This window comes from Chryseomicrobium imtechense, assembly GCF_041475995.1.
In the GTDB taxonomy this organism is placed as follows: domain Bacteria; phylum Bacillota; class Bacilli; order Bacillales_A; family Planococcaceae; genus Chryseomicrobium; species Chryseomicrobium aureum.
Genome location: NZ_JBGOBM010000004.1, coordinates 1 through 22,931 on the forward strand (window position 1 = coordinate 1; position 22,931 = coordinate 22,931).

The 22,931-nt window shown below is 41.4% G+C and carries 29 protein-coding genes, 2 pseudogenes and 1 other annotated feature; of the genes and pseudogenes, 25 read left to right on the plus strand and 6 right to left on the minus strand.

The genetic code is table 11. The features are described from left to right. Positions 1–249: 249 nt before the first annotated feature. Both AB5N96_RS04700 and AB5N96_RS04705 read left to right on the plus strand, forming a co-directional pair. Positions 250–681 carry an Imm26 family immunity protein gene (locus AB5N96_RS04700; protein ID WP_499704813.1) on the plus strand — a complete coding sequence of 144 codons (432 nt, stop codon included), beginning with the start codon at positions 250–252 and terminating at the stop codon, positions 679–681. Positions 682–1,093: 412 nt separating this feature from the next. Beyond that, positions 1,094–1,648: an SMI1/KNR4 family protein gene (locus AB5N96_RS04705; protein ID WP_499704814.1), complete on the plus strand. Its 555-nt coding sequence runs from the start codon at positions 1,094–1,096 to the stop codon at positions 1,646–1,648. A gap of 462 nt (positions 1,649–2,110) precedes the next feature. On the opposite strand, the gene AB5N96_RS04710 is transcribed toward AB5N96_RS04705, so the two are convergent. Further along, positions 2,111–2,377: a DUF1905 domain-containing protein gene (locus AB5N96_RS04710; RefSeq protein ID WP_499704815.1), complete on the minus strand. Its 267-nt coding sequence runs from the start codon at positions 2,375–2,377 to the stop codon at positions 2,111–2,113. Between the two features lie 359 nt (positions 2,378–2,736). On the opposite strand from AB5N96_RS04710, the gene AB5N96_RS04715 reads away from it, so the two are divergent. From AB5N96_RS04715 to AB5N96_RS04760, 10 genes and pseudogenes are all read left to right on the plus strand, one after another. Continuing rightward, the gene (locus AB5N96_RS04715; protein ID WP_204591925.1) at positions 2,737–3,018 is read left to right on the plus strand and encodes an AbrB/MazE/SpoVT family DNA-binding domain-containing protein; all 282 of its coding nucleotides are present in this window, start codon (positions 2,737–2,739) and stop codon (positions 3,016–3,018) included. 83 nt (positions 3,019–3,101) lie between these two features. Continuing rightward, a complete protein-coding gene (locus AB5N96_RS04720) occupies positions 3,102–3,470 on the plus strand; it encodes a type II toxin-antitoxin system PemK/MazF family toxin (RefSeq protein WP_499704816.1) in 369 nt (122 codons plus the stop codon). Between the two features lie 332 nt (positions 3,471–3,802). Then, positions 3,803–4,078, plus strand: a pseudogene (locus AB5N96_RS04725) (DMT family transporter); the annotation flags it as partial. Between the two features lie 276 nt (positions 4,079–4,354). Continuing rightward, positions 4,355–4,537, plus strand: a pseudogene (locus tag AB5N96_RS04730) (LysR family transcriptional regulator); the annotation flags it as partial. A 144-nt stretch (positions 4,538–4,681) separates the two neighbouring features. Further along, a complete protein-coding gene (locus AB5N96_RS04735) occupies positions 4,682–4,972 on the plus strand; it encodes a hypothetical protein (protein WP_204591916.1) in 291 nt (96 codons plus the stop codon). Between the two features lie 163 nt (positions 4,973–5,135). Further along, entirely contained in the window at positions 5,136–5,300 is a 165-nt protein-coding gene (locus tag AB5N96_RS04740; RefSeq protein ID WP_204591915.1) for a hypothetical protein, read from the plus strand. A 107-nt stretch (positions 5,301–5,407) separates the two neighbouring features. Beyond that, positions 5,408–5,644: a hypothetical protein gene (locus AB5N96_RS04745; RefSeq protein ID WP_204591914.1), complete on the plus strand. Its 237-nt coding sequence runs from the start codon at positions 5,408–5,410 to the stop codon at positions 5,642–5,644. 1 nt (position 5,645) lies between these two features. Next, positions 5,646–6,515 carry a DUF2268 domain-containing putative Zn-dependent protease gene (locus AB5N96_RS04750; RefSeq protein WP_499704817.1) on the plus strand — a complete coding sequence of 290 codons (870 nt, stop codon included), beginning with the start codon at positions 5,646–5,648 and terminating at the stop codon, positions 6,513–6,515. Further along, entirely contained in the window at positions 6,499–6,954 is a 456-nt protein-coding gene (locus tag AB5N96_RS04755; protein ID WP_392455632.1) for a GNAT family N-acetyltransferase, read from the plus strand. Before AB5N96_RS04750 ends, AB5N96_RS04755 begins: the two co-directional genes overlap by 17 nt. 24 nt (positions 6,955–6,978) lie before the next feature. After that, positions 6,979–7,422: a hypothetical protein gene (locus tag AB5N96_RS04760; RefSeq protein ID WP_499704818.1), complete on the plus strand. Its 444-nt coding sequence runs from the start codon at positions 6,979–6,981 to the stop codon at positions 7,420–7,422. A 64-nt stretch (positions 7,423–7,486) separates the two neighbouring features. Here the strand turns inward: AB5N96_RS04760 and AB5N96_RS04765 are convergent, their stop codons facing one another. Continuing rightward, positions 7,487–7,972 (minus strand): hypothetical protein, encoded by a 486-nt coding sequence (locus tag AB5N96_RS04765; RefSeq protein ID WP_499704819.1) that lies wholly within the window; start codon positions 7,970–7,972, stop codon positions 7,487–7,489. Positions 7,973–8,073: 101 nt separating this feature from the next. Next, positions 8,074–8,311, plus strand: a binding site (T-box leader). 47 nt (positions 8,312–8,358) lie between these two features. Between AB5N96_RS04765 and metG the strand changes: the two genes are divergently transcribed. Then, positions 8,359–9,981, plus strand: coding sequence for a methionine--tRNA ligase (gene metG, locus AB5N96_RS04770; RefSeq protein ID WP_499704820.1), 1,623 nt, complete (start codon positions 8,359–8,361; stop codon positions 9,979–9,981). 60 nt (positions 9,982–10,041) lie between these two features. Here the strand turns inward: metG and AB5N96_RS04775 are convergent, their stop codons facing one another. Then, positions 10,042–10,752: a ZinT family metal-binding protein gene (locus AB5N96_RS04775; protein ID WP_499704821.1), complete on the minus strand. Its 711-nt coding sequence runs from the start codon at positions 10,750–10,752 to the stop codon at positions 10,042–10,044. A gap of 148 nt (positions 10,753–10,900) precedes the next feature. On the opposite strand from AB5N96_RS04775, the gene AB5N96_RS04780 reads away from it, so the two are divergent. The 4 genes from AB5N96_RS04780 (at position 10,901) to AB5N96_RS04795 (ending at position 14,305) form a co-directional block, all read left to right on the plus strand. Then, positions 10,901–11,971, plus strand: a complete 1,071-nt coding sequence (locus tag AB5N96_RS04780; RefSeq protein WP_499704822.1) for a PQQ-dependent sugar dehydrogenase — start codon at positions 10,901–10,903, stop codon at positions 11,969–11,971. A 270-nt stretch (positions 11,972–12,241) separates the two neighbouring features. Then, positions 12,242–12,934, plus strand: a complete 693-nt coding sequence (locus AB5N96_RS04785) for a DsbA family protein (RefSeq protein ID WP_204591904.1) — start codon at positions 12,242–12,244, stop codon at positions 12,932–12,934. Beyond that, entirely contained in the window at positions 12,927–13,367 is a 441-nt protein-coding gene (locus AB5N96_RS04790; RefSeq protein ID WP_204591902.1) for a disulfide oxidoreductase, read from the plus strand. The genes AB5N96_RS04785 and AB5N96_RS04790 overlap by 8 nt, the downstream gene beginning before the upstream one ends. Before the next feature lie 290 nt (positions 13,368–13,657). Then, complete coding sequence (locus AB5N96_RS04795) at positions 13,658–14,305, plus strand: NAD(P)H-binding protein (RefSeq protein ID WP_499704823.1); 648 nt, start codon at positions 13,658–13,660, stop codon at positions 14,303–14,305. Positions 14,306–14,346: 41 nt separating this feature from the next. Here AB5N96_RS04795 and AB5N96_RS04800 read toward each other — a convergent pair whose 3' ends face one another. Beyond that, positions 14,347–14,979: a pentapeptide repeat-containing protein gene (locus tag AB5N96_RS04800; protein ID WP_499704824.1), complete on the minus strand. Its 633-nt coding sequence runs from the start codon at positions 14,977–14,979 to the stop codon at positions 14,347–14,349. Between the two features lie 142 nt (positions 14,980–15,121). On the opposite strand from AB5N96_RS04800, the gene AB5N96_RS04805 reads away from it, so the two are divergent. The 4 genes from AB5N96_RS04805 (at position 15,122) to AB5N96_RS04820 (ending at position 18,235) form a co-directional block, all read left to right on the plus strand. Beyond that, on the plus strand, positions 15,122–16,063 hold the full coding sequence (locus AB5N96_RS04805; RefSeq protein WP_499704825.1) for a ring-cleaving dioxygenase: 942 nt from the start codon (positions 15,122–15,124) through the stop codon (positions 16,061–16,063). Positions 16,064–16,074: 11 nt separating this feature from the next. Then, positions 16,075–16,680 carry a flavin reductase family protein gene (locus AB5N96_RS04810; RefSeq protein WP_499704826.1) on the plus strand — a complete coding sequence of 202 codons (606 nt, stop codon included), beginning with the start codon at positions 16,075–16,077 and terminating at the stop codon, positions 16,678–16,680. Between the two features lie 546 nt (positions 16,681–17,226). After that, positions 17,227–18,066 carry an alpha/beta fold hydrolase gene (locus AB5N96_RS04815; RefSeq protein ID WP_204590195.1) on the plus strand — a complete coding sequence of 280 codons (840 nt, stop codon included), beginning with the start codon at positions 17,227–17,229 and terminating at the stop codon, positions 18,064–18,066. Positions 18,067–18,085: 19 nt separating this feature from the next. Beyond that, positions 18,086–18,235, plus strand: coding sequence for a hypothetical protein (locus tag AB5N96_RS04820; RefSeq protein ID WP_204590194.1), 150 nt, complete (start codon positions 18,086–18,088; stop codon positions 18,233–18,235). 58 nt (positions 18,236–18,293) lie between these two features. On the opposite strand, the gene AB5N96_RS04825 is transcribed toward AB5N96_RS04820, so the two are convergent. Beyond that, the gene (locus tag AB5N96_RS04825; RefSeq protein WP_499704827.1) at positions 18,294–18,962 is read right to left on the minus strand and encodes a GNAT family N-acetyltransferase; all 669 of its coding nucleotides are present in this window, start codon (positions 18,960–18,962) and stop codon (positions 18,294–18,296) included. 29 nt (positions 18,963–18,991) lie between these two features. Continuing rightward, entirely contained in the window at positions 18,992–19,909 is a 918-nt protein-coding gene (locus AB5N96_RS04830; RefSeq protein ID WP_499704828.1) for a carbon-nitrogen hydrolase family protein, read from the minus strand. A 159-nt stretch (positions 19,910–20,068) separates the two neighbouring features. Here AB5N96_RS04830 and AB5N96_RS04835 point away from each other — a divergent pair, with 159 nt between their 5' ends. The 4 genes from AB5N96_RS04835 to AB5N96_RS04850 all read left to right on the plus strand — a co-directional run bounded on the left by AB5N96_RS04835 (position 20,069) and on the right by AB5N96_RS04850 (position 22,509). Further along, entirely contained in the window at positions 20,069–20,776 is a 708-nt protein-coding gene (locus tag AB5N96_RS04835) for a DNA alkylation repair protein (protein WP_499704829.1), read from the plus strand. A gap of 123 nt (positions 20,777–20,899) precedes the next feature. Beyond that, entirely contained in the window at positions 20,900–21,286 is a 387-nt protein-coding gene (locus AB5N96_RS04840) for a hypothetical protein (protein ID WP_499704830.1), read from the plus strand. Beyond that, positions 21,283–21,762 (plus strand): hypothetical protein, encoded by a 480-nt coding sequence (locus tag AB5N96_RS04845; protein ID WP_499704831.1) that lies wholly within the window; start codon positions 21,283–21,285, stop codon positions 21,760–21,762. The genes AB5N96_RS04840 and AB5N96_RS04845 overlap by 4 nt, the downstream gene beginning before the upstream one ends. A gap of 246 nt (positions 21,763–22,008) precedes the next feature. Then, entirely contained in the window at positions 22,009–22,509 is a 501-nt protein-coding gene (locus AB5N96_RS04850; RefSeq protein ID WP_499704832.1) for a GNAT family N-acetyltransferase, read from the plus strand. Positions 22,510–22,931: the final 422 nt, after the last annotated feature.

A 22,931-nucleotide genomic window follows, 5' to 3' on the forward strand; every position in this document is an offset into this window, starting at 1 on the left:
TCCGGAGCCCACTATCAAATATCAGATGTGAAATAGTTCAAAAAGGTCCGGCCAGGGTTTTTGGCCGGATTTTCTTAAAAACTTCATGGTTCTGTTAACGAAACAGGAAAAATTGATCTCTATCGACAGTATCCATGTTCTATAAAAAAGGACAGCAACGATATTTATCAGCATTGCAAAAATACACTTGTGGCAGCATTAGGTGAAAGGGAACTTTAATAATGTTCTCGATAGAAAGAGGTGAGCAGAATGACTAAACGAAGAAGACGAAAAGTCGGAGATGTCTATGCCATCCCCCTTCCCAATGGTAACTTTGCCTTCGGAAGGGCTTTTCGGGATGCCGGAATTGGAATTTATCAACATATAGGCAACGACATCAATGATTTGCCGCAAAAAGAGGAGTACCAATTTATCGTTGGGGTTTATGAATCGGCTTTAAAATCGGAGAAGTGGCCATTTGTGGAAAACCGTCCTTTCGAAAGAGAAGATGAAGAATGGCCACCACCTTCTTGTATCAAGGATCAGTTATCTGGAGAGTTTGAAATTTACTATAAAGGCGAGATCCGGAATGCGTCTAAAGAAGAGTGTGAAGGGATGGAGGTTGCTGCAGTATGGGAAGCAGAACATATCATTGACCGCATAATGGGAGATGATACATGGACAAAATCGTTGGATTACTAGTGATCAACCGGATTCAAAAATTAGTATCGTCTTGCAGAAAAAACTAAAAGAAACGACTTGTTTTTTAAGATATAAGAAATTCTTTAGAAAGTACAGTTAATTAGAAAGAGAAAACTAAGATTTAAAATTACTCTTAAATCAGTTTACATTTCATGAGATTATCAGAAGTTATTAAAAGTTATTTATAATCATTGGCCCCATAAATCACGAGTTTTGTTACATAACCGATTCTCTTCATTTTTTTCTATCTAAATATTGAAATGGTTAATTTGGATATTTATGTTAAATAATGTGGAGGCTTTCACTTCAACTAACGCAGCAGGTTTGTTGAAGAAGTAATGATATTTTGAAAAGATTTTAGTAATTTGAGAATGAAAAAGCTGAAAAAATAATAAAAGGAGAGTTGATATAAATGGTTGAAGAAGGAAGTATTGTTAAACAAACTTTAAATACGTTAAAAAAAAGATTAAAGGAAAATGAAAATATAATTCAGATTCAAGGAGAGGGAGGTCATTTAGCTAAGGTTGAATGTACATTTAATCCACCAGCAAGTGATGAGGAAATAAAGAATTTTGAAAGACAAACAGGTTTAATTTTACCAAATGATTATAAAGAGTTTCTACAAATTTCTAATGGATGTCGTTTATTTGATGATATTGAATCTGGTGGAGAAATTGAATTTTATAGTCTTGACCAAATAATTGATTTAAATGAACATTACGATGAATTTGAAGGATGTTTTGATATAGCCTACATTTATCAAGATAATATTGTAATAAATTCAAAACATTATAGTGAGTCGAAAAAAAATTATTTATTTTGGAAAGGTCATATAGACCAGTTTGAAGAGGCAATTCCATTAGAAATGAACTTTGAATTATGGTTGGATAGATTTATCATTAGCTCAGGGGCCAAGTTTTGGTCGTGGTCTATTTATACAGCTGAAAATTACTATGAATTATCATAGTCTGATCTTTTATGTAACTAACGGGTGCTTTAGTTGAAGAAGGAGCAAGGAAAACAATTGTTTTAGATCAAGAAAAGCTATCCCCTTTGAGGATAGCTTTTCTTATTGCATACAAGAGTTGGTTCGTAAGAGTGTATTATGAAAGATATAGAGGTGATTAGTTTACATATGACCCCTTATCGGAAGTCTTTCTAAATGGAATATATAATTATAAAACCAGTAATCCTTATAGAAGGCTACTGGTTTTTTAAAACTCCGGTACAAAATATAGCTTGAAATTGGTTCATGTTATCTCTTGAAGTGACACCTAAATAATCGATGTCACGAAGAAGTTATATTAATTCATAAAACTCTATAAGTAGCAAAAAACCATATGATGAATGGTCAGAGCTCCTAAATAAGGAACTTTGAGAAAACCTTTTGTCTAACCTGGGAATTCGATTTGCTTATCTTCTTAGTAGGCTAATCATGCAGATATAAAGTGACCATTACCATATCGCCACCACTTTTGCCAATTGCGTCTCTAACTTCTTGATTGATTGAAATAATCTTGTCTTCATTTTTTCTTGGAGCCAAATTAATGCTTTTTATTTCAAAGTCATCAATTGTACCAGACACCTTTAGGTATCCCCATTTCCCTTGAATACTGGCCGTGCCAGGAAGTCTAATATGATACGTCCACGCTCCAAAATTTTTTTTTGTACTGCAATTCGAGTTTCTGATTATCAATTATTTTGATCATAATAAGTCACCTCGTTTCTCATTAAGTTTACCAATAATCAAGGATTAGCAGTAACTGTCGCTGCTTACCCTTAAATAGTATCCAATAAGATGAGCATAAAGCAGAAGTTTCAGTAGACTTTCACGTTCCAACGAGAGCTCAACATGCATGCTTAAACAGTTTACATATTGCTGGATTATCAGAAGTAAAATAAATAGCTGGATTGATTAGAAAAGTCTTTTGCAAAGGCTGGCCTTTTTTAATCGAGTTCCATTATAGAAAGAATCTTAAAGGAGCTTTTGCTTGCAGAATGTAGATACGTTGTATATACTAAGTATATAAATAGCACTCTGAGGAGTTGATTCACATGCCGCAAGTTAAGCAAAAAGTTAGTCACCGAGAGGCTAAACTTCAGAATTGGGGTAACAGTAAAGCAGTTCGACTTACAAGAGATATCCTCGAGGAAGCCGGATTCAATGCAACTGATGATGCTGTATTTGATGTAGAGATTGAACCCAATCGAATTTCGTTGGTTCGAAAAAGCAAGTTAACGCCGTTTCAAAAGTTATTTGTTGGTTACAATGGCGGAAAGCCTGAACCTGAATCACTTTGGGATGAAGTAGAACCAGTCGGAAAAGAAGACTGGTGATCAGTTAATAGGCTTAAAGATTATGTGTCTGTACTTAATCCTTAATGGAATAGTACAGGCACTATTTAATTGGAGGAATAGTGATGACAAGGTTTTTTAAAGTTGGTGACATTATAAAGGTCGACATGTCCCCAGCAAAAGGACACGAACAGCAAGGTTATCGTCCAGCCATCGTAGTTTCAGAAGAAAATGTACATAAAGAGACCGATTTAATTTGGGTTTTGCCAATCACTAATACGAATAAAGGATACCCAACTCATGTACCGTTAAATGGAAGAACTAAGAATAACAAGAATAGCGCAGCACACAATCAGACAACTGGATATGTATTGTGCGAAAAGATAAAAGCAATTGATCCATTGGCCCGAGCTGCAAGATTAACAGACGAGGCCGATCAAGAGTTGATTGAAGAATGCAAGGCTATTATAGATGCCATTACTTTTATAGGGTAAAGAAAGGAAGGAAGGCCAATCATTATGATTGGTCTTTTTGAATACTGATATTCATTTTTTGTTCGTTTAAATCTACTTTTACGAACTGTTTTATTTACAAAAATAGTTGCCGGTTTATTTAGTGTAGAGTTGATAGAATTAGTAATAAGCAGTATATAACTAATACTGCAATACTTTATAATCGAGTTATATGACTACAAGGAAGGATAAGAGATATGATCACTGTAATGGATTTGTTGCAGTTGCCAGTTACAGAAAAATTTTCGGTTGTAGCAGGCGGTAATGGATTAAATAGAACAATCCAAGGTATTGAAATTTTGGACTTTGAATTCAAGGAAGCTTTGTATTCACTTGTTTATTTAGCCGTCTTTTCGACAGCTATTGCCTATCTTTTCCAAAATATGGCCCATCAATATACCACAGCCACAAAGGCGGCCATTATTCTATCAACAGAAGCCGTTTTCGGCATGCTGTTGTCCGTTTTATTTTTGCACGAAGTACTGACAGGTCGTATGCTTATGGGCGCTGCGTTGATCCTCGTAGCTATCTTGCTTGCTGAAGTAAAGCCAAGATTCCACAAAAAAATGCTGAGAAATTCACGTTCATGAAGTTGTAAACTAAGAAGTATTTAAAGTGACGATGGTAGAAAATCATTCTGAAATATCGAAAGAAATTCAACTTACACACCAAAAATTATAGGAAGAGAAGAAGCTTGGTTGTGAGCATCTTCACTTCTTTTTTTTCATACAAGTATGCTTTTACGAATGATAGATAATAAATAAGAAGAAATGGAAAGTGATAAAATGCTTTTGTGTGGTTACTAGATATTATAAGAAGAGCATAGCATTTTGGGAGTTTAATAGTGTTAAAAAGGAGTGTCTGGTTTGACTCTACAGCAATTAAGATATGCATTAGAAGTAGCAAATAAGGGATCTATGAATGAAGCTGCTAAAAGTTTATATATATCTCAGCCGAGTTTATCAAATGCGATTAAGGATTTGGAAAAGGAAATTAAAATAACCATTTTCATTAGAACGAATAGAGGAGTTGTTGTTTCTAATGAAGGTGCACATAGTGTAGCATCTTCTTTCTCTTTTTCTATTTGGTTAGCGTGAATAAAATGTTATTTCCCATTAACGATTGATTTAGAATTGAATCGATTACTAGAGAAATAATCAAGATTTTTTGATCTCATTATTCGAAACGGAGAAATGGTTAGTTTTAAAGCTGTTGGAGCTAATAAGACAAAACTCCAAAGGATTGGCACCTCGGATTTAGTTATGAGGCTCTATTATCAATTCGTTAGATTAGGTGTTCAACAGAAAATTAATCTAACTAAAGATCAAGATGGAGAAAGCGAATTAGTCATTGAGTCTATAAAACAAGAGGTAGGCGATAATTTCAAACTTCATTATGACGATCGATTAATAATGGATCAGTTAATTGCGATGGAGGCTCACAGGAGTATATTTTTACAATTTGCAGTCGGTGCATATAAATGAGATTAAATTTGCTGCTAATAAAGTTGAGGAGAAAAATATCGCTGCCGAAGATATCAGCGACCACTCAGTTTTATTCCTATTTGATTAACTAGAAGACGTTTATGAAGTAACCTTGACAATTTGTTTTCCGGTCATTCAGTTCAAAGTCAAAGGAGCGCAGACTATGTTGATTAATGAGAAATTATCTATCCTCTATAAAGATTGGCAACAAAAGAATCCTGGCCATTTTGTAGCTGGTGGGGTTGTAGATGAAGATATGTGTGAAGGCAGCGATAGCAAGATTTTATTTCTGTGGGCTTTTCCTGTCGTTGGGAAAAATGAGAAATAGCATGAATTTGGTATACAGAAAATGGATACAGAAGTATACTGATTAGAATTACTTCTAGAATTTAGGATATAGAGAGAATGGTTGATTAGGGGAAGGGGTTAAACAGAATGAAAATGATGAAAAGTGCACTCAAGGCGTTTTTGATGGTGTTCGGAACACTACTGATACTAGTTGGGTTTGTGCTGATTGCTCTGAACAACGAAGCGCATTCGACGGTTCAGATGATCGGAACAAAACTTAGTGGCGTTGTGCTAGTGGGACTCGGAATGTTCATGGGGTTCGATGATTATTTTAAGAAGCAACAACAGCGCAAGGAAAAGCGAAATCGGGTTGTGGGGGACTAGAATGAAAATCTATAACACAGTTTCCTATTTTCTCAGTAACTATGAACCCACTACTGAGTTTTTAGATGGCTATTATTCTAAGTTTGCTCCGCACTTTAAAGAATATTTTGCGTATCACTGTTATCGTCCAGAAGAAAAGAAGAAATTAGCTCTTATACGCTATCAAGAACTCTTGCCAGCAATTCAAGAGAACAGTGACAAGATGGAGAGCCGAATTTTAAAGATTGTGCAGAAGTATGAATCTTTATATCCGGTGACTCTTGATCAAGATGTCCACATGATTGTCGGCGCATTTGGGTCCAACGCATTTACACATAAGCAAATCTTTCCGGACATCACATTTTGTTTAGAAAAACTTTCACCAGAAGATGTCACACTGGATGCAATTATTGCACACGAGTTGGGTCATGCCCTGCATAATGCACGCACAGATCAACTTGGGATGGAATGGGCCAAACATGACTGGATGAGCCCGTATACCACCTTACTTCAAGAAGGGGTCGCAACGTATCATTCCATGCAAGTCGTAGATATCCCGGAATCTATCTACTTCACATATGACCAGCAAGGAGAAGACTGGCTAGCTTTTGCAAAAGCTAACGAGAAAGAACTTGCAACTGCTCTCATTGAAGATTTAAAGAATTTGGATCAAAGTGATTTGTTTCGTGAGTGGTTTTCAATCAATGGTGGAACTCGATTTGGTGCAACGCGGTTTGCCTATTACCTCGGGTACCGAATTGTAGAGAACTTGGTCGATAAATTAGGTGAACTAGAGGCGGTTACGCTTTGGAGACGGTCGGATTATAAAGAAATGTTACGCGATGAGTTAGCACTAATCACTAAGGGGGAACAAAATGTACCAATACTTTAATGGACACGTCATTCGTGAAGGCACAAATGGGATAGATGCAAACCGTGTAGAAGAACTTTTCCTGGACGCAGGCTGGGCGAAACCACTACCGGAATGGCAAAAAGAAAAATACGCGCTGATTTTTGAGAATGCGACATGGGCGTTTACCGTGTGGGACTCCGATAAAATGATTGGAATGATCCGTGTGATTTCTGATCAAGTGATGGTCGCGAACATCTTGGATTTAGTCGTTCATAGCGATTATCGGGGAAAAGGAATTGGTAAGAAGTTAGTTGGGCTCTGTATTGAAAAACTTCTGCATGGCGATTGGTTCGCGCATACGTCGTCAAACAATTTCACATTTTACGAGCAATGCGGCTTTGAAGTGAAGGATCTTCATTCGCACGGAACATGTACATACTATGGATATATTCAGGCAAGGAAAGATGGCCATCGGTGATGAGTTATGGAGGGGAGAGGTGTAGTGAGATTAATAAAAGGCAAGTTAAGTTGGGTTTTAGGGATTGTATGTGTGATAATTATGGCTATTATTCTCTATGCGAATCAAGATAAATCATTTGAAGAAGTATTAGCACAAAGGGAGATTAACTCATTCACCTCTATTGAGTTAGTGTCGATTGAGTATTTGTCGGCAAATGACTACTATACGTATGAGTTAATGGAAGATGAAGTAATTCATGTTCAAGAAATAATATCGATTCAACAGTTGAATAGGAGTTATTTTAATAATTATATCGGCTCTACTTTTAAGTATAGAATCAGTCTGAAAAATGACAAAGGTGCTACTTTAATTGATATGGGCTCTGCAAAGCTACATATTCAGGATACCAATTTATATTATGAACTGAAGTCAGATGAACTAGACTCCTATATAATGAAACTGCTCGAAGTAAATCGAGTCTTATGAGACACCCCCGGGGGTTATCTCATAAGTCTTATCTTGTTTTATTGAAACAAAAGCTAGAGCTATCTCACTTCTTTTCTATTGGAACTTCCGAAAGGTAAATGGCACAAAACGATTCCACTTCAGAAAGTTGTTCACCAGAACCCACAGAAAAGTCGTACGTTTTAGCACTGATACTATGTATAGTCAACTTGCTGTCATACCACAACTCCTTACTATATGGATTTTTCATAGAAATCGTGATTTTTTCAATCTCTCTAAAACGAATAGAGATGGCTTTTTTCTGTATGTTGAAATAGTCAGTATTTCCTTCACGGAAAGCTGTCATGTAGTCCATTAGCTTTTCTTTATCTTTTTTCATCAGATATTTAGAAAGGCCATAAAATAATCCACCCAGTAGTAAAGAGTCTCCTGTAACTGTATCTATAACATAAGACCCGGCAGGTTTCGGCAGTAAGTAAAGTGTTTCGTTTGAAGGGAATAAAAGAAACTCTTTATCCGGTTTTTTTCTTCGCTTTAAAGTTGATGCGGGTACAGTAGTTTGTGTTTTCATTTGATTGTCTCCGTTTATAAATATCTTTATGAAAAGTGTAGCATAACTCAATTCCAATATTGTGCAATTTGGGAATAAGTGCTATTCTAGTCACAACTTAAAAAATAGCGATGAGAAGGAAAGTAAGTTCAGCAATTCTTATAGAGAGCTTCTGATGGTGGAAATGAAGCAGATGTCCTGAAATGAAAATGGCCTTTGAGCTGCGCACCGAACCGTTTAGTAGGCTGCGCCGAGACGTGCACTCGTTACAACAGCAGCAGTATGCACACGTACTGGCAGAGGCATAAGATGTGAGTCTTATGCGAATTTAGGTGGTACCACGACATGTTCGTCCTAATCGAGTCAATCGATGAGGGCTTTTTTTGTGCCCAAAAGGAGGAAGTACTATGCCAGTATTTATTGGAGGGGCTTGGCCTTATGCGAATGGTTCATTGCACGTCGGCCATATTGCTGCACTGTTGCCGGGAGATAGTTTAGCCCGGTACTATCGTCAAAAAGGGGAAGAAGTACTTTACGTATCGGGAAGCGATTGCAACGGTACGCCCATTTCGATTCGAGCCCATCAAGAAGGGAAATCTGTAAAGGATATTGCTGATGAGTACCATCAAGAGTTTGATGAAACGTTTAGAAAACTTGGGTTTACTTACGACCTCTACACACGTACAGACGATTCCAAACATCATCAGTATGTGCAAGAGCTCTTTCTCAGACTTCTAAACAATGGCCATTTATACACTAAGACGATTGAACAAGCTTATTGCGTCTTTGACAATCAATTTCTTCCCGACCGGTTTGTTGAAGGAGTTTGTCCTGTTTGCGGAGCGAAGGCGCGTGGTGATCAGTGCGACATGTGTTCTACCATTTTAGATCCACTAGACTTACTTGAAAAGCAGTGCAAAATTTGTGGCAATCCACCAGAAGTACGAGAGACAAGTCATTTTTATTTCGCCTTTCGCCAATTTCAAAAAGAGCTAGAAGATCTCGTAAAGACGAGTGAAAGAAAAGGCGGTTGGCGTGATAATGCTTTAAAGTTAACGGCCCGCTATTTAAGTGAAGGTGTTCATGACCGAGCTGTCACAAGAGATCTGCCAAACGGTGTTCCAGTTCCCGTCGAAGGGTTTGAAGGGAAGAAAATCTACGTATGGATAGAAGCCGTCGCAGGTTATTATACGGCAAGTCGAAAATGGGCTGAAGAGAGAGGAGTTTCCCATGACAAGTGGTGGGAAGCCGGAGTGAGGAGCTATTATGTGCACGGGAAAGACAATATTCCGTTTCACTCGATTATTTGGCCCGCTATTCTTAGTGGCGCTGAACTAAAAGCGAGACCGACAGCCATTGTTTCAAATGAATATATGACGCTTGAGAAAAGAAAGATTTCAACGAGCCAAAACTGGGCCGTATGGGTACCCGACGTGTTAAAACGCTATCATCCGGATAGCCTTCGTTATTTCTTGACTATGAATGCACCGGAAAATCGTGATACGGATTTTTCATGGAGAGAATTTATTTACAGCCACAATAGTGAACTTCTTGGGGCATATGGCAATTTAATAAATCGAACATTCAAGTTTATAGAGAAATCTTACGAAGGTAAGGTTCCGGGAAGTCAAGTGGATCCTTCGGTAAAGACTAGGATTAGGTTACTGTACGAGGAAGTAGGGAAACTGATTGAAGTAGCCGAACTGAAACAATCATTAGAAGTATTGTTTGAATTCATACGAGAGATGAATCGTTATTTCGATGAGCACAAACCTTGGATTTCTGTAAATGATGATGAGGAAAGGGCAAAAGAAACTTTTGCTACATGTGTCTATGCTATTCAAAACATAGCGCAGTTGGTAAAGCCGTTCATCCCGTTTGGTTCTCATCAAGTTGAGCGAATGACAGGTGACGTTTATGATAGCTGGGAACCAGTGGAGAACTTGCCAATCGAATTAGTAGAAGTACAGCCTCTGTATGAACGAATTGATGTAAAGATAATAGAGAAGGAACTAGAAAAACTAAAATAATAACCCCAGTGCTGTCTCTAAAGCATAAATGTTTCTAATGAGACAGCCTAGGGGAATTTTTTAATGCGCAATCATCTCTTCAGCAATCTGCTCACCCGTTAGATCCGAATGATAGTAGGTTGGCCAGTTTTCTAATTCTTCAAGAAGTGCCGTACGGTCATCCCCAAAGTATAAATGGTAGTGATGGGAGACCTTATCGCTAATGATGTGGTCACTGAACTGCATGTAAGCCGGTGCGTCCGAATTCTCATCCATCTGCTTATAGATATAGCGCACACCGCGATTTCCTTTTTCGTATGTCAAAATTTCATAACCGTCATATTTATAGCGGCCAGTAACTGACTCGTCACCTTTATGGAACGTAACGATATCAGCATTGATTTCAATGCGGTCAACATCCGTCATGTACCCAGTCGTGTAATAGTCTTTGTATTCTTCAGCTGTCATGTCGCCTTCTTCAGCCTTGTATTCAAATACTTTATCTAATGTTCCATCCAGCAAATACGGATAAACAGACTGCCAATCGCCGGACCAGTTGGAAAGGGGACGGTTCCCGATATCGCTATCTTCAAAATATCCTTTGTAGATTTGTTGGTCTTTCTCAGACATTTCTCCGTGTGCGTGATCATGGTCCGACTTTTCTTCTACAGTCTCTTCTGTCTCAGGTGTTGCTTCGTCTGCTTCTGCTTCATTCACTTCTTCTTGTTGGCATGCAGCAAGGAAAAAAGTTAGTAGGGCAGCAGCGAATAAGTACATCCATTTTTTCGTCATATGAAAACTCCTCTTATGTAAATCGTAATAAGTACGCTTTACAATATATCGTAATGATTACGTTTTGTAAAGTGTGTCTTAAACTCTCTCACTACAGGTAAAGCACCTATTTCCGCTATACTAAATACCAAAGAAGGAGGAGACTGCTATGAAAAAGACATGGATACCCCTTGCAACTGCAGCCGTTCTACTTTCTGGGTGTTTACCGGTCAATATTTTTGAAGACGATACCCCCCTTACGGACGAAAATACGAAAAGTGGGTCAGATCTAGAGGTTGTTGCAGACAATCTCACGATTCCGTGGTCGATTGACGAACATGAAGGCACATTTTATATTTCCGAACGACCAGGCTCGATCGCAAAAGTAGAGGGCGGAACTGTGGAACAACAGACGGTCTCACTTGAACTGACATTATCAGAAGCAGCAGAAGCTGGATTGTTAGGATTTGTGTTAGCACCAGATTTCGGAGAGTCCAACGAGGCGTTTGCCTATTACACGTATGAACAAGACGGCAATCAGTTCAACCGAATTGTGAAGCTTGAATTAGAAAGTGATGCGTGGACAGAAACAGAAGTACTGCTGGATGAGATTCCTAGTGGCAACGTGCACCATGGTGGACGTCTAGAAATAGGGCCAGATGACAAACTGTATGCAACTGCTGGGGATGCTTCTGACCCAGAGCTTGCACAAGACGAAGCGTCACTTGCTGGGAAGATTCTCCGTTTGAATCTTGACGGCTCGATTCCAGAAGACAATCCATTTGGAGACTCGTACGTCTATAGTATGGGTCACCGAAATGCACAGGGTCTGACGTGGTCAGAAGATGGAGAGTTGTATGCAAGTGAACACGGACCAAGCGCGAACGATGAAGTGAATCAGATTGTAGCGGGTGCCAATTACGGCTGGCCGACGATAGAGGGGACAGAGGAACAAGAAGGTCTAGAGTCGCCACTGTTTGCCTCCGGTAGTGACCGGACTTGGGCGCCTTCAGGAATGGCGTATCGTGACGGTAAAGTTTACGTAGCGGCACTTCGAGGAACGACCGTTTTGGAGTTTGATCTTGCGACAGAAGAGTACCGCGCAATTGTCGAAGACGTCGGGCGTGTGCGGGATGTGTGGATTCACGGAGACGACCTCTACTTTGTCTCGAACAACACAGATGGCCGAGGCAACCCGAGTGACAACGATGACAAATTATATAAATTGACACTTGAGTAGAAACTTGCGCGTTCCGGTTGGCGTCCTTTGTTTGAGGAGGCTTGCCGGGGCTTTTTTATGCGCCGATTAGTTTCCATAACATCACTTGGGGCGCTAATGGGGTCAAGTCGGGCGTTAATGGAACCGACTCGGTCGCTAAATGAGCCGACTCGGTCGTTAATTCACCACTTTCGGGCGTTAAACACTCCACGAAACTCGTCACATAATTGTAACTGTATACCCGGCTACCCTATGATAAACTAAGTGCACCACCTGTAAGGAGGAAATTCCATGAAAACAAATCAAAAAGTCATGCTCGCCACACTGGCTCTAGCAGTCGTCATCGTGGGCATCGTCCTTTATATGAACAGAGATACCGGTACAACGGCAACTGAAGTGCCGCAAGAAACAGAACGAGTCTACCCACCTACAGAAGGGCAACCGATGCTTGGGGATGCGGATGCACCAGTTGAAATCGTAGAGTTTGGCGATTACAAATGTCCATCTTGTAAGCAGTGGGGAGAGACGATCTACCCGAAACTGGTCGAGGATTACATTGAGACTGGGAAAGCAAACTTGAGCTACATTAATGTTCTTTTCCACGGAGAAGAATCAGTCATTGCTTCTCTAGCTTCTGAATCTGTTTTCGAACAAGACCCTGAAAACTTCTGGGCATTCAATAAAGCTGTGTACGATGCACAACCTGCTTCGCAACAACATGACGAGCCATGGGTGACGATTGATAAGATGGCGGAAATTGCTGAAGCGACAGCTCCTGGAGTTGACATCGATAAGATGCGCACCGACATGGCATCTGAGGAATCTGCTATCGTGCAGGAAGTTACACGTGACAATGAACTTGTGAAGGAATTTGGTGTACCGTTTACGCCGACCATTTACGTCAACGGTGTGTTCCTAGAAGATCCGTTTGATTATGAGATGATTGCGATGCTGATCGAACAAGGGCAGACGAACAATGACTAAATCGACGCGTGAAGGATTCATTGAAAATTATGCATTGTATTTTGCATGGGTAGTGGCATTAGTGGCAACGCTTGGTAGTTTATACTTCAGCAATATCCGAGGGTTTGTACCGTGTGAATTGTGTTGGATTCAGCGAATCTTCATGTATCCACTGACGATTGTACTGGGGATTGCAGCATTCACAAATGATGTAAGGATGCGTTTGTATGTGCTGCCACTCACGATTATTGGCGGGAGCATTTCGCTGTATCATTATCTCGTGCAAAAAGTACCTGGATTTGCGAACATCAAACCCTGTGTGCAAGGCGTTCCGTGTAACGTTCAGTACATCAACTGGTTCGGGTTTGTGACGATTCCGTTCCTCGCATTAACAGCGTTCACATTGATTACAATCATTTTATTTGTATTGCATTTCAAATTAAAAAAAGCGTAACAAAAAAGCTGTTGACTCACTAATGGTCATCAGCTTTTTGATTTATAAATCGCACACCGATACTCGTTAAGCCGTTGTCTTGTGCTGCGCGAATGTTCCGGACATAAGGTTTGCCAGACGACCGGAAGTGGCACGCCCATGATTTCACGGTAGGTATCGATGGGTGTTGCACCTTTCCATAGACCTTTCGTACGCAGCCACGCAATTTCTGATAAAAAAGACGCGATAAAGAGGTCAATGGGTGCAGAATGGCGTATACTTAAGAAAATTGTTCAAGTGGGGGAATTACGATGCATGCGTTAGTGATTGGTGCGACAGGTGCCACAGGGAAAGACTTAGTCGAACAGCTTTTGGCGGATTCCGAAGTGGAACAAGTCAGCTTGTTCGTGCGAAGAGACCTTGGACTTCGCCATGACAAACTCCATGCCCACACGATTGACTTCGACCGACCACAGCATTGGCATCAACTCGTGAAGGGAGATGTGCTATTCTCCTGCTTGGGAACGACCATTAAAGCAGCGGGGAACCAAGACGAGCAGTGGAAAGTCGATTATGACTACCAGTATCAATTTGCCGATGCTGCGAGTGCGAACGGCGTCCCTCGTTACGTTTTGGTTTCCTCGACGGGTGCGGATTCGAACTCCCGCGTGTTTTATTCCCGTATGAAAGGGCAGCTTGAAGAAGCGGTCAAGAAATTGCCGTTTGATGCCATCACGATTTTGCAACCACCTATACTCGACCGAAAAGAGAGCGACCGGGTAGGTGAAAAGTTTGGTTTGAAGGCCATTCAACTAGTGAATAAACTAGGTCTTGCGAAAAGTCAGAGACCACTTCCAACAGATGAACTTGCTGCGACAATGATTCGTGCTGCCAAAGACAACACTACAGGAATCACGGTATGGTCCGGCGAAGATGTACGAACGCCACATCAAGTTTAGATAGCAATACCCCACAGAGAATGCTTCTGTGGGGCTTTTTTTCATTCTTTTATAACAAGGCCAAATAAAGTCGCAAACTGTAATGCTTGCATCGGCGAGACATGACTTCCCTTTATTTCTTCAAGACCCACTTTGAGCTGGGTGAAGTGATTCGAGCTCAAGTCAATTCCTGCTAAAGAGGTCTGCTCAAATGTCACTTCTTCTAATGAACAGTCTGCGAATGCTACAGTCTCAAGCAGTGTGGAATAGAAGTGGGCGAAGTCGAGCTTACACGACTCAAACCTGCTAGTGCGAAGTTTTCCAGACCCAAATAGGGCATAATCCATCACGCACGTCCCGAACCGCACATCGTGCAGATGCGACTCTCCAAACTCGACACCCGTCATTCGGCAATTGAGAAATTCCACGCGTGTTAACGTGCATTTAGTGAGTGTGACGTTGGAAAAATCACAGTTCTCAAAACGTACATCTTGCCAGTCTGCTTGTAAAAATTCACTCTCTGTAAATGCACAGTTGGTGAACATACTATTTTCAATATGTAAGCTTTTGTAGGTCGTTTCTTGCATTACTTCGTCTGATAAAGCAGCATTGTAAACCTCAGGGTCTTCATGAAGAGGGATTGCAGCAAGCTTGGTTTCAAGAAGGGAATTCGCAAAGCGCGGAGGCTGGATCATCTAGTTATCATCTCGTTTCCTATTTTTATTTAGCGTAGCATATTTACTCCGAAAGAGAAATTTCGAATCAAAACATTTATCTTGAATTCAAGATAAATGGAGCGTATACTAAACTTACAAGAACAGGAAAGGAAGAAACCGCATGAAAAAACAAACAGCAGGTATTCATCACATTACAGCAATCGTCGGCCATCCACAGGAAAATGTAGATTTTTATGGACGCGTACTCGGGCTGCGTCTCGTAAAAAAGACAGTCAATTTCGATGATCCGGGAACGTATCACCTGTACTTTGGAGACAAAGGTGGCCGTCCGGGAACAATCATAACTTTCTTCCCATGGGTGAATGCTTACCAAGGGACGATTGGAGACGGGCAAGTTGGCGTAACGAGCTATGCTGTTCCCGTCGGTAGTCTTCCGTTTTGGGTGAACCGATTGGCATCTGAAGCAATTCCATTTAAAAAAGCAATGCGATTTGGCGAAAATGTTGTGCAATTCGATGACCCACATGGCCTTCACCTAGAATTAGTTGAAAGAGCAGCGGGTGCTGATAACGAATGGACAATCAGTGATGTAACTCCGGACGTAGCTATCAAAGGATTTGCAGGTGCGACATTGTATTCGACAAATCCAGAAGCGACTGAACGCACGTTGACCGAAGTGATGGGGCTAGAAAAAATCGCAGAAGAAGGGGATTACCGACGCTTTACGTCGTCAGCTGATATTGGCAATACTGTTGATTTGAAACTAGTGACGGGTGTTGTCGGTACAATGGGTGTTGGGACTGTTCATCACATTGCGTGGCGTGCAGAAGACGACGCGGATCACAAAGAGTGGCAGGCGTATGTCTATGACAAAGGCGAGCAAGTGACGGATATCAAAGACCGCAATTATTTCAATGCTATCTATTTCCGGGAAGCGGGAGAAATTTTATTTGAAATTGCAACAGATCCACCAGGCTTTGCGTATGATGAGTCTTTGGAAACAATGGGTGAACAGTTAATGTTGCCGGCTCAGTATGAGCAGTACCGGTCACGCATCGAAGACCGCTTGATTCCGATTTCTGTACCCAAACAGTCCAACTAGGAGGTAGTGCGATGCTTTCTTTTGATCCAAACGCGCAGACAGAACGTGAAAATTACAAGTTATTGATTGGCAGTATCATTCCTCGACCGATTGCTTTTGTCACGACGGACTCTGGAAATGGTGTCATGAATGGCGCGCCATTCAGTTATTTTTCCATTGTTTCGTCTAACCCGCCGATGGTTTCTCTTTCTATACAGCGACCTGCTTCGGGTCACAAGGATACGGCACGCAATATTTACAGGACAAAAGAGTTTGTTGTGCATATTGTCGACCGGGACAATGTTGAAAAGATCAATGAAACGGCTGCTAGTTTGGCGCCAGATGAGAGTGAGTTAATTCGTGCAGGACTCACTCCAGTAGCTAGTGAAGTGGTTGCTGTTCCAGGAATCCGAGAAGCAAAAGTGCGTATGGAATGTCGACTTGTCGAAGCCATTCCATTCCATGAAGGCGATGCCGGTAGCGATTTACTGATTGGTCGTGTCGTCCGTTTTCATATAGATGAAGAGATTTATAGCAATGGACGTATCGATCCGAGAGCTTTGAATGCGGTAAGTCGCTTAGCCGGAACCAGCTATGCAGAGATTGGTGAAATCTTTTCAATGGATCGTCCGAAATAATAAAAGCCCCAACTTTTCACTGTCAACAGGCAGATGAGGGGTGGGGGTTTTTCTAGTGTCCGCAAACATGAATTCAATGTCCGAGAAAGGTAGGTTCAATGTCCGCAAAACCGAATTTAATGTCCGCGTAAACGGGCAATGTCCGCAAACATGAATTCAATGTCCGAGAAAGGTAGGTTCAATGTCTGCAAAACCGAATTCAATGTCCGCGTAAACGAGCAATGTCCGCAAACATGAATTCAATGTCCGAGAAAGGTATGTTCAATGTCTGCAAAACCGAATTCAATGTCCGCGTAAACGAGCAATGTCCGCGTAAACGAGCAATGTCCGCAAACATGAATTCAATGTCCGAGAAAGGTAAGTTCAATGTCCGCAAAACCATATTCAATGTCCGCGTAAACTTTCATCCCCAGAATAAACCTATCTAGTCTTCTGAAAATCAATTTTTTTAATCCACAACTTAAAGGAATTCTAATTGGTAAATACTGTTGATGAATAAAGGGTGGGTGTGTATGATGGAAGAAAGATGGGAAGTGGCGAGCAACTATGTGGGAAACTAATTATATACATACTGATCGTGGATTATTTGAGTATTTCACATATGGACATGGAGAACCAATGGCGGTTACACATCATTACAGTGAATATAATTCGAACGGAAATTTATTTGGGGCAGCATTTGCTGAACATTATAAAGTCTACCTAATCAATGTCAGAGGTGCTGGAAAATCTGAGAGAGCTGTGCATGAAGATGAGTTTAGTATGTTGGAAACTGTAAAAGACTTAGAAGCAATTCGTAAAGCACTGGATTTAAACAAATGGGGATTTGCGGGGCATTCAACAGGCGGCATGCTTGCGCTCGTTTACGCAATTCAATTTCCTGACTCGTTAACTAAAATTATTGTGGGTGGGGCAGCGGCTTCAAAAGCGTACGGAGAACATCCAGATTGTATATACAGTACCCAAAATCCAAATTACGAACGGATTGTTTATATTATGGATCGGTTAAGTCAAGATGAAGTCCCTCTTGAAGAACGACAAAAGCTAGGATACGAGTGGGCTTTGATGTCCTACCATTTGGAAGAGAATTTAAAACGTTCTATGACAAAGCCAAACAGTGGAAAAACATGTGGGCCAAGACTTGATTACTTCCGAAAAATAGAATATCCGAACTTTGACCTCACAAAACAACTACAGGAAATCGTAGTGCCAACGTTTGTATATACAGGAACTTATGATTCCCAATGTCCACTTGTCTTTGGAAAAGAAATCGCTGCAGAAATACCGGGTGCAACATTCTGGGAGTTCAAGAACAGCAATCACTTTCCATTCGCTGAAGAGGAAGAGAAATTTGGTAGCTTCGTGAAAGAGACCAGCACGAAATAATTCTGATAGGAGTGAGAATGTGAAAGGACTATCATTCATCGATGATTTGATTGGCGCAGTTCTCGACTTACTCAAACTAGTAGCGTACTTTTTCGTAGGAGCTATAGGAGTTTCCATCGTTCTTTACTCAATCACCGGAATTTTCAATTTCATCGCACTATTTCTATAAAAAACAAAACCCCAGGATTTCTCGAGTGAGAGAATCTTGGGGTTCTTTTGATTAACAACTATAAAGCTAGTAACTTCACTTCACCAGCAGCTTCCAAATGAGTGATCATATCCTGCCAAGCTTGTGGCTTCTCAGACAAGATGGCATAATACATCTTCAAGAAATCTGCAATTTCTGCTCCTGGAACGGACTCAAGGTCTGCAAAAGGAAGGAAGCAGAAATCCAGTTCGGTCACTGCGTCGCCTTCATTCGTCCAAGAGGGATGTACGTATGTGAAGTCTAATTTCTTAAATCCAAGATGCGCCAAAACTTCACGACGAACAAACGGATTCATCGCCTGCAGCCCACCAAAGTCGTGGCGCTCCGCACGGTACGGGTCATAAATCTCCGCAAACACGCCAATTAACTCGATGCCATGTTCAAACGATAAATGCATCAAATCTTCATGACGTTTCTTCGCTAGGAACGGACCAACGCCAAGCCCCTCTTTTCCAATCAATGTGAAATCTGTCATGGATAATTTGCGGTCCGGATAGAAACGATATTCCGTCGCGCCCACTACTTCGCCGTCTTCAACAGCTACAAACATACGAATCGTCGGATCTTGTAGGGGACCTTCCCATAAACTATATTCAAGTACTTCTTCTGCAGGAAACACATCCTGCATCAACTTGTGCATTTTCGGAAACAATGGGTCATTGATTCCAGAAATCTGTACATACTCCATCTCAAATCGCTCCTTTTTTGGTGAAGAAATTATACGCGCACGTTGCGGTTGGCAGTTACCCAATCCGGTGTCGGCAACGTCTCTGTCTCGACTTTCCCGAGGTCAGGGTACAAATCAAAACGACGGTCGCGCCACGTAGTTACAGAACCATGTTCGCGTACTTCATAGAGAAGTGAAAGATCAAGGTCCGCTGTGATGACCATATCGTTGTTGATTTCGCCTTTCACAAGGATGCCGTCTTGTGGGAACGGGACATCATTTGGTGTGATAACTGCTGCTTCTCCAAAGTTTCCACGCATAAAGTCGACTGTCGGAAGAGAACCGACTGTACCTGTTGTGACCACATACACCTGATTTTCGATTGTACGAGCGTGACTAGTGTAGCGCACTCGGTTGAATCCGTGGCGATCATCTGTGCATGAAGGAGAGAAAATTACGTCCGCGCCCATACCCCGAGCCATTCGGACAACCTCTGGAAACTCAATGTCGTAGCACGTGATCATTGCGATTTTGCCTTTAGGCGTTTCAAAAATACGTAGTGATTCGCCAGGTGTGATTCCCCAGTCAGCTACTTCTGTTGGTGTCAGGTGAAGCTTTGCCTGTTCGCCGATATGCCCATCTGGAGAGAACAAATGAGCCACATTGTAGACCTTGTCACCCTTTTGAGTAACATGCGTTCCACCAATGATATAAACGCCATGCTGCACAGCCAAACGTGAAAACAGTTCACGATACGCGTCAGTATAAAGTGTGAGATTTTGAAATGGTTGGCCTTGCCCCGTGTCGGAGATCGACAACAACTGGGTCGTGACAAATTCCGGGAATAAAATAAACTCTGTATTGAACTCAACTGCCGTTTTGACATAGTGTGTCACTTGGTCGGCGAACTGTTGAAAGTTTTGAATAGTATGAAGATGATATTGAACAGCAGAAACGCGTAGTTTCAAGGTGAAAACCCCCTTACTCAAAGTGTTTGCTCGATGAGCGCAATGAGAAAAGAATACCACATTCTAGCAAGAAGTAAATCAAAAAAACTTGAACTTTCTAAGACTTTTTTTGTCTGTTTCGGTATGCTGAATAAAACACGAACTAAAGGAGGAAACGGCATGAACTTTTCACAAGTGATGAATGAACTAGAAAGTCTCGGAACGGAACGGACGAAAAAGCTTTATATGGGGAATGGTGCAAAAGAGCCGTTGTTTGGTGTAGCAACTGGTGCTATGAAGCCGATGAAGAAAGTGATTAAACGAAACCAGCCGCTTGCAGAAGAATTGTACGCAACAGGAAATTACGATGCGATGTATTTCGCAGGTGTCATTGCAGATCCAGACGCGATGACTGCAGAAGATTTCGACCGGTGGATGGAGACCGCCTATTTTTATATGTTGTCCGATTTTGTAGTGGCCGTTACTTTATCAGAAGCATCAATCGCTCAAGAAGTCGCGGATACTTGGATTGAAAGTGGCGAGGAGTTGAAACGCTCTGCTGGATGGAGTACGTATTGCTGGCTACTCGGCAACCGAAAAGACGAAGAATTCGATGTCGAGAAGATTAGTCGATTGTTAGATGTCGTGAAGATGACAATCCATTCCGCACCACCACGCGCACAATCGTCTATGAACAACTTTGTGTATACAGTTGCCATCTCTTTCGTCCCGCTTCACGAAAAGGCCCTTGAGGTGTCACGGGAAATCGGGCAGATTGAATTGGAGCGACCAGGGAAAAAAACCGCTGTATTGGATGCCACAGCGACAATCGAGAAGTGGATGACGCGTGGGAAGCTTGGCTTTAAGCGGAAATATGTAAGGTGTTAAGTTAGCGATGAAAATAAAAGTAGGCAAACCGAACTATTTTGAATAAACTGGTAGTATATGAAACTTCCGACAAACAAATTCGTATGAAGGAGTAAAAGGTATAAATAGAGAGGAAGAGGGCCTATGTTGAATCGGAAACTTGAGGTTGCTGCTCTGGCCGTAGTAATTGGCTATTTCTTAGTACCGTTTATTTTTAGTGAGTGGCGGACAAACTTTTTCACGATTGGGCTTGTGGTTTCAGCATTTGCAGTGCCTTTTGTTTTTCTAATTGGCATTCCATTCTCCTGGTTGTTACAGAACAAACTTACAAACCCCGTATTATCCCTTGTATTACATGGTATTGTCGGGGGGATGATTAGCGGATTGTTTGGTTTATTCGTTGTTCAAGGAATGGGATTCCTACTATTTTTCATGGCCGGATTGATTTATGCTGCCCTCTTTGCTCTACTTGATTATCTACTTCAAAAAACTCGTTTCTATAAGAAACATTCCGAGGTGGAAGTGGGATGAGGGAGGAGCGTAGAGCGGCACTTGGTATGTTCGGCGGATTTATTGGATTGCTTGCATCAGTAGGTGTATTCTTTGACAGTGCATTATCCGGACACAGTTTGTTAGAACCCGTGCAAAACTTTCAAACGCTTCCTAATGCGCTTGCTGTAGTGCTGGTAGTTGCTTTCTTTATTGCTTGGATGAGTGATAACTTTGATAGCATGCGGCCTGTTTACGTCGCAATTTCCGTGGGAGTCGCGGCGAGTCTTCTCCTTTTTCCGATCATTCAGCCGGAGTACACGTTTGTGGAGGCAATGGAGATCGTGGAGAACGTGCATAACGAGGAAGCGGAATCCGTAAGTGTCGAAATCGAGCAGCCTTCCGGAATCAATTATTATCTTATACATACAAAAACAGGTGGTCAGTTTAAAGTGGATCCTTATTCTGGAGAGAGTGAGGAGATGCAGAGGGTGGCTGAAGAAAGTGGAGTGAAATAAATGAGAGTGATTACGTTTATTTTTGGGCTAGTGGGTGTAGTGAGTGCACTTGCGTATTTAATTACTCAGACTGATATATATTACACGATATTCATGTTCACAATGCCATATATAGGGGCAATAACAGCTTTAAATGAATGGAAAGCAGGGAGAAAAGTTAACTCTATTCTATTTATTATTGTTAGTGTAACGTCTCTTTTGGTTTTAGGTGATCTCATATTCGATTTTATATAAGGAGTCGATTCAATGATTCGTTTAGCTAGGCCAGAAGATGCGGAAGCTATGGTAGCTATCCAAAAAGAAGTTTTAACAGAAGAAATTTATTTTGTCTCTACTATAGATGAATTCCACCAGACGGTTGAAGGGCAACGCGAGTGGATTCAAGCAAAACAAGAGCATCCGAATGAAGTGCTGTTTGTTGCGGAGGAAGACGGTGAAGTTGTCGGTTGGTTGGTTTTTCAAACGGAAGGTCGAATAAAAGTCAGGCACACTGGGAAGTTTGGTGTAATGATCAAGCAAGAAGCTCGCGGTCAAGGTTATGGGAAGCAGTTGGTCCAGGGACTGATTGACTGGGCGCATGCCCACCCAGTGATTGAGAAGATTTCGCTATTTACTTTCGCATCGAATACCCGAGCAATTGCGCTCTACAAGCAACTCGGTTTTGTGGAAGAAGGCAGAAAGCTAAAAGAATATAAGTTGGCGGATGGCACCTATCTTGATGATGTGCTGATGGCCAAGTTTGTTTGACACCTCATTTTGGGGTGTTTTTTTGTGTGTAGAAAACAAATCCAAGGCTTTTTGTACTGTTGCTCGGTGCATTTCAAAGATCAAGTGCTGAGATTTGCTTGTGGGTAATTGCTTCGTCGCTCTACTGGCGATTTGCGTCGCTAGATTATGAGTTTTCGTCGCTGAAACCGGAACAATCGTCGCTGAAGGACACGGGTGAGGGCTATTCGTCGCTAAAATGGCGATTTGCGTCGCTGGATCATGAATTTGCGTCGCTATAATCGGAGGAATCGTCGCTAAGGCGCGGGGGTGAGGGCTATTCGTCGCTAGGATGATGATTTTCGTCGCTGGATTATGATTTTACGTCGCTAGAATCGGAGGAATCGTCGCTAAGGCGCGGGGATGAGGACTATTCGTCGCTAGGATGATGATTTGCGTCGCTG

Bases quoted from the DNA above. Each gene is read 5' to 3' on its own strand.
- AB5N96_RS04700 (WP_499704813.1), top strand. From the start codon at position 250: ATGACTAAACGAAGAAGACGAAAAGTCGGAGATGTCTATGCCATCCCC.
- AB5N96_RS04705 (WP_499704814.1), top strand. From the start codon at position 1,094: ATGGTTGAAGAAGGAAGTATTGTTAAACAAACTTTAAATACGTTAAAA.
- AB5N96_RS04715 (WP_204591925.1), top strand. From the start codon at position 2,737: ATGCCGCAAGTTAAGCAAAAAGTTAGTCACCGAGAGGCTAAACTTCAG.
- AB5N96_RS04720 (WP_499704816.1), top strand. From the start codon at position 3,102: ATGACAAGGTTTTTTAAAGTTGGTGACATTATAAAGGTCGACATGTCC.
- AB5N96_RS04735 (WP_204591916.1), top strand. From the start codon at position 4,682: ATGGTTAGTTTTAAAGCTGTTGGAGCTAATAAGACAAAACTCCAAAGG.
- AB5N96_RS04740 (WP_204591915.1), top strand. From the start codon at position 5,136: ATGTTGATTAATGAGAAATTATCTATCCTCTATAAAGATTGGCAACAA.
- AB5N96_RS04745 (WP_204591914.1), top strand. From the start codon at position 5,408: ATGAAAATGATGAAAAGTGCACTCAAGGCGTTTTTGATGGTGTTCGGA.
- AB5N96_RS04750 (WP_499704817.1), top strand. From the start codon at position 5,646: ATGAAAATCTATAACACAGTTTCCTATTTTCTCAGTAACTATGAACCC.
- AB5N96_RS04755 (WP_392455632.1), top strand. From the start codon at position 6,499: ATGTACCAATACTTTAATGGACACGTCATTCGTGAAGGCACAAATGGG.
- AB5N96_RS04765 (WP_499704819.1), bottom strand. From the start codon at position 7,972: ATGAAAACACAAACTACTGTACCCGCATCAACTTTAAAGCGAAGAAAA.
- metG (WP_499704820.1), top strand. From the start codon at position 8,359: ATGCCAGTATTTATTGGAGGGGCTTGGCCTTATGCGAATGGTTCATTG.
- AB5N96_RS04775 (WP_499704821.1), bottom strand. From the start codon at position 10,752: ATGACGAAAAAATGGATGTACTTATTCGCTGCTGCCCTACTAACTTTT.
- AB5N96_RS04780 (WP_499704822.1), top strand. From the start codon at position 10,901: ATGAAAAAGACATGGATACCCCTTGCAACTGCAGCCGTTCTACTTTCT.
- AB5N96_RS04785 (WP_204591904.1), top strand. From the start codon at position 12,242: ATGAAAACAAATCAAAAAGTCATGCTCGCCACACTGGCTCTAGCAGTC.
- AB5N96_RS04790 (WP_204591902.1), top strand. From the start codon at position 12,927: ATGACTAAATCGACGCGTGAAGGATTCATTGAAAATTATGCATTGTAT.
- AB5N96_RS04795 (WP_499704823.1), top strand. From the start codon at position 13,658: ATGCATGCGTTAGTGATTGGTGCGACAGGTGCCACAGGGAAAGACTTA.
- AB5N96_RS04800 (WP_499704824.1), bottom strand. From the start codon at position 14,979: ATGATCCAGCCTCCGCGCTTTGCGAATTCCCTTCTTGAAACCAAGCTT.
- AB5N96_RS04805 (WP_499704825.1), top strand. From the start codon at position 15,122: ATGAAAAAACAAACAGCAGGTATTCATCACATTACAGCAATCGTCGGC.
- AB5N96_RS04810 (WP_499704826.1), top strand. From the start codon at position 16,075: ATGCTTTCTTTTGATCCAAACGCGCAGACAGAACGTGAAAATTACAAG.
- AB5N96_RS04815 (WP_204590195.1), top strand. From the start codon at position 17,227: ATGTGGGAAACTAATTATATACATACTGATCGTGGATTATTTGAGTAT.
- AB5N96_RS04825 (WP_499704827.1), bottom strand. From the start codon at position 18,962: ATGGAGTATGTACAGATTTCTGGAATCAATGACCCATTGTTTCCGAAA.
- AB5N96_RS04835 (WP_499704829.1), top strand. From the start codon at position 20,069: ATGAACTTTTCACAAGTGATGAATGAACTAGAAAGTCTCGGAACGGAA.
- AB5N96_RS04840 (WP_499704830.1), top strand. From the start codon at position 20,900: ATGTTGAATCGGAAACTTGAGGTTGCTGCTCTGGCCGTAGTAATTGGC.
- AB5N96_RS04845 (WP_499704831.1), top strand. From the start codon at position 21,283: ATGAGGGAGGAGCGTAGAGCGGCACTTGGTATGTTCGGCGGATTTATT.
- AB5N96_RS04850 (WP_499704832.1), top strand. From the start codon at position 22,009: ATGATTCGTTTAGCTAGGCCAGAAGATGCGGAAGCTATGGTAGCTATC.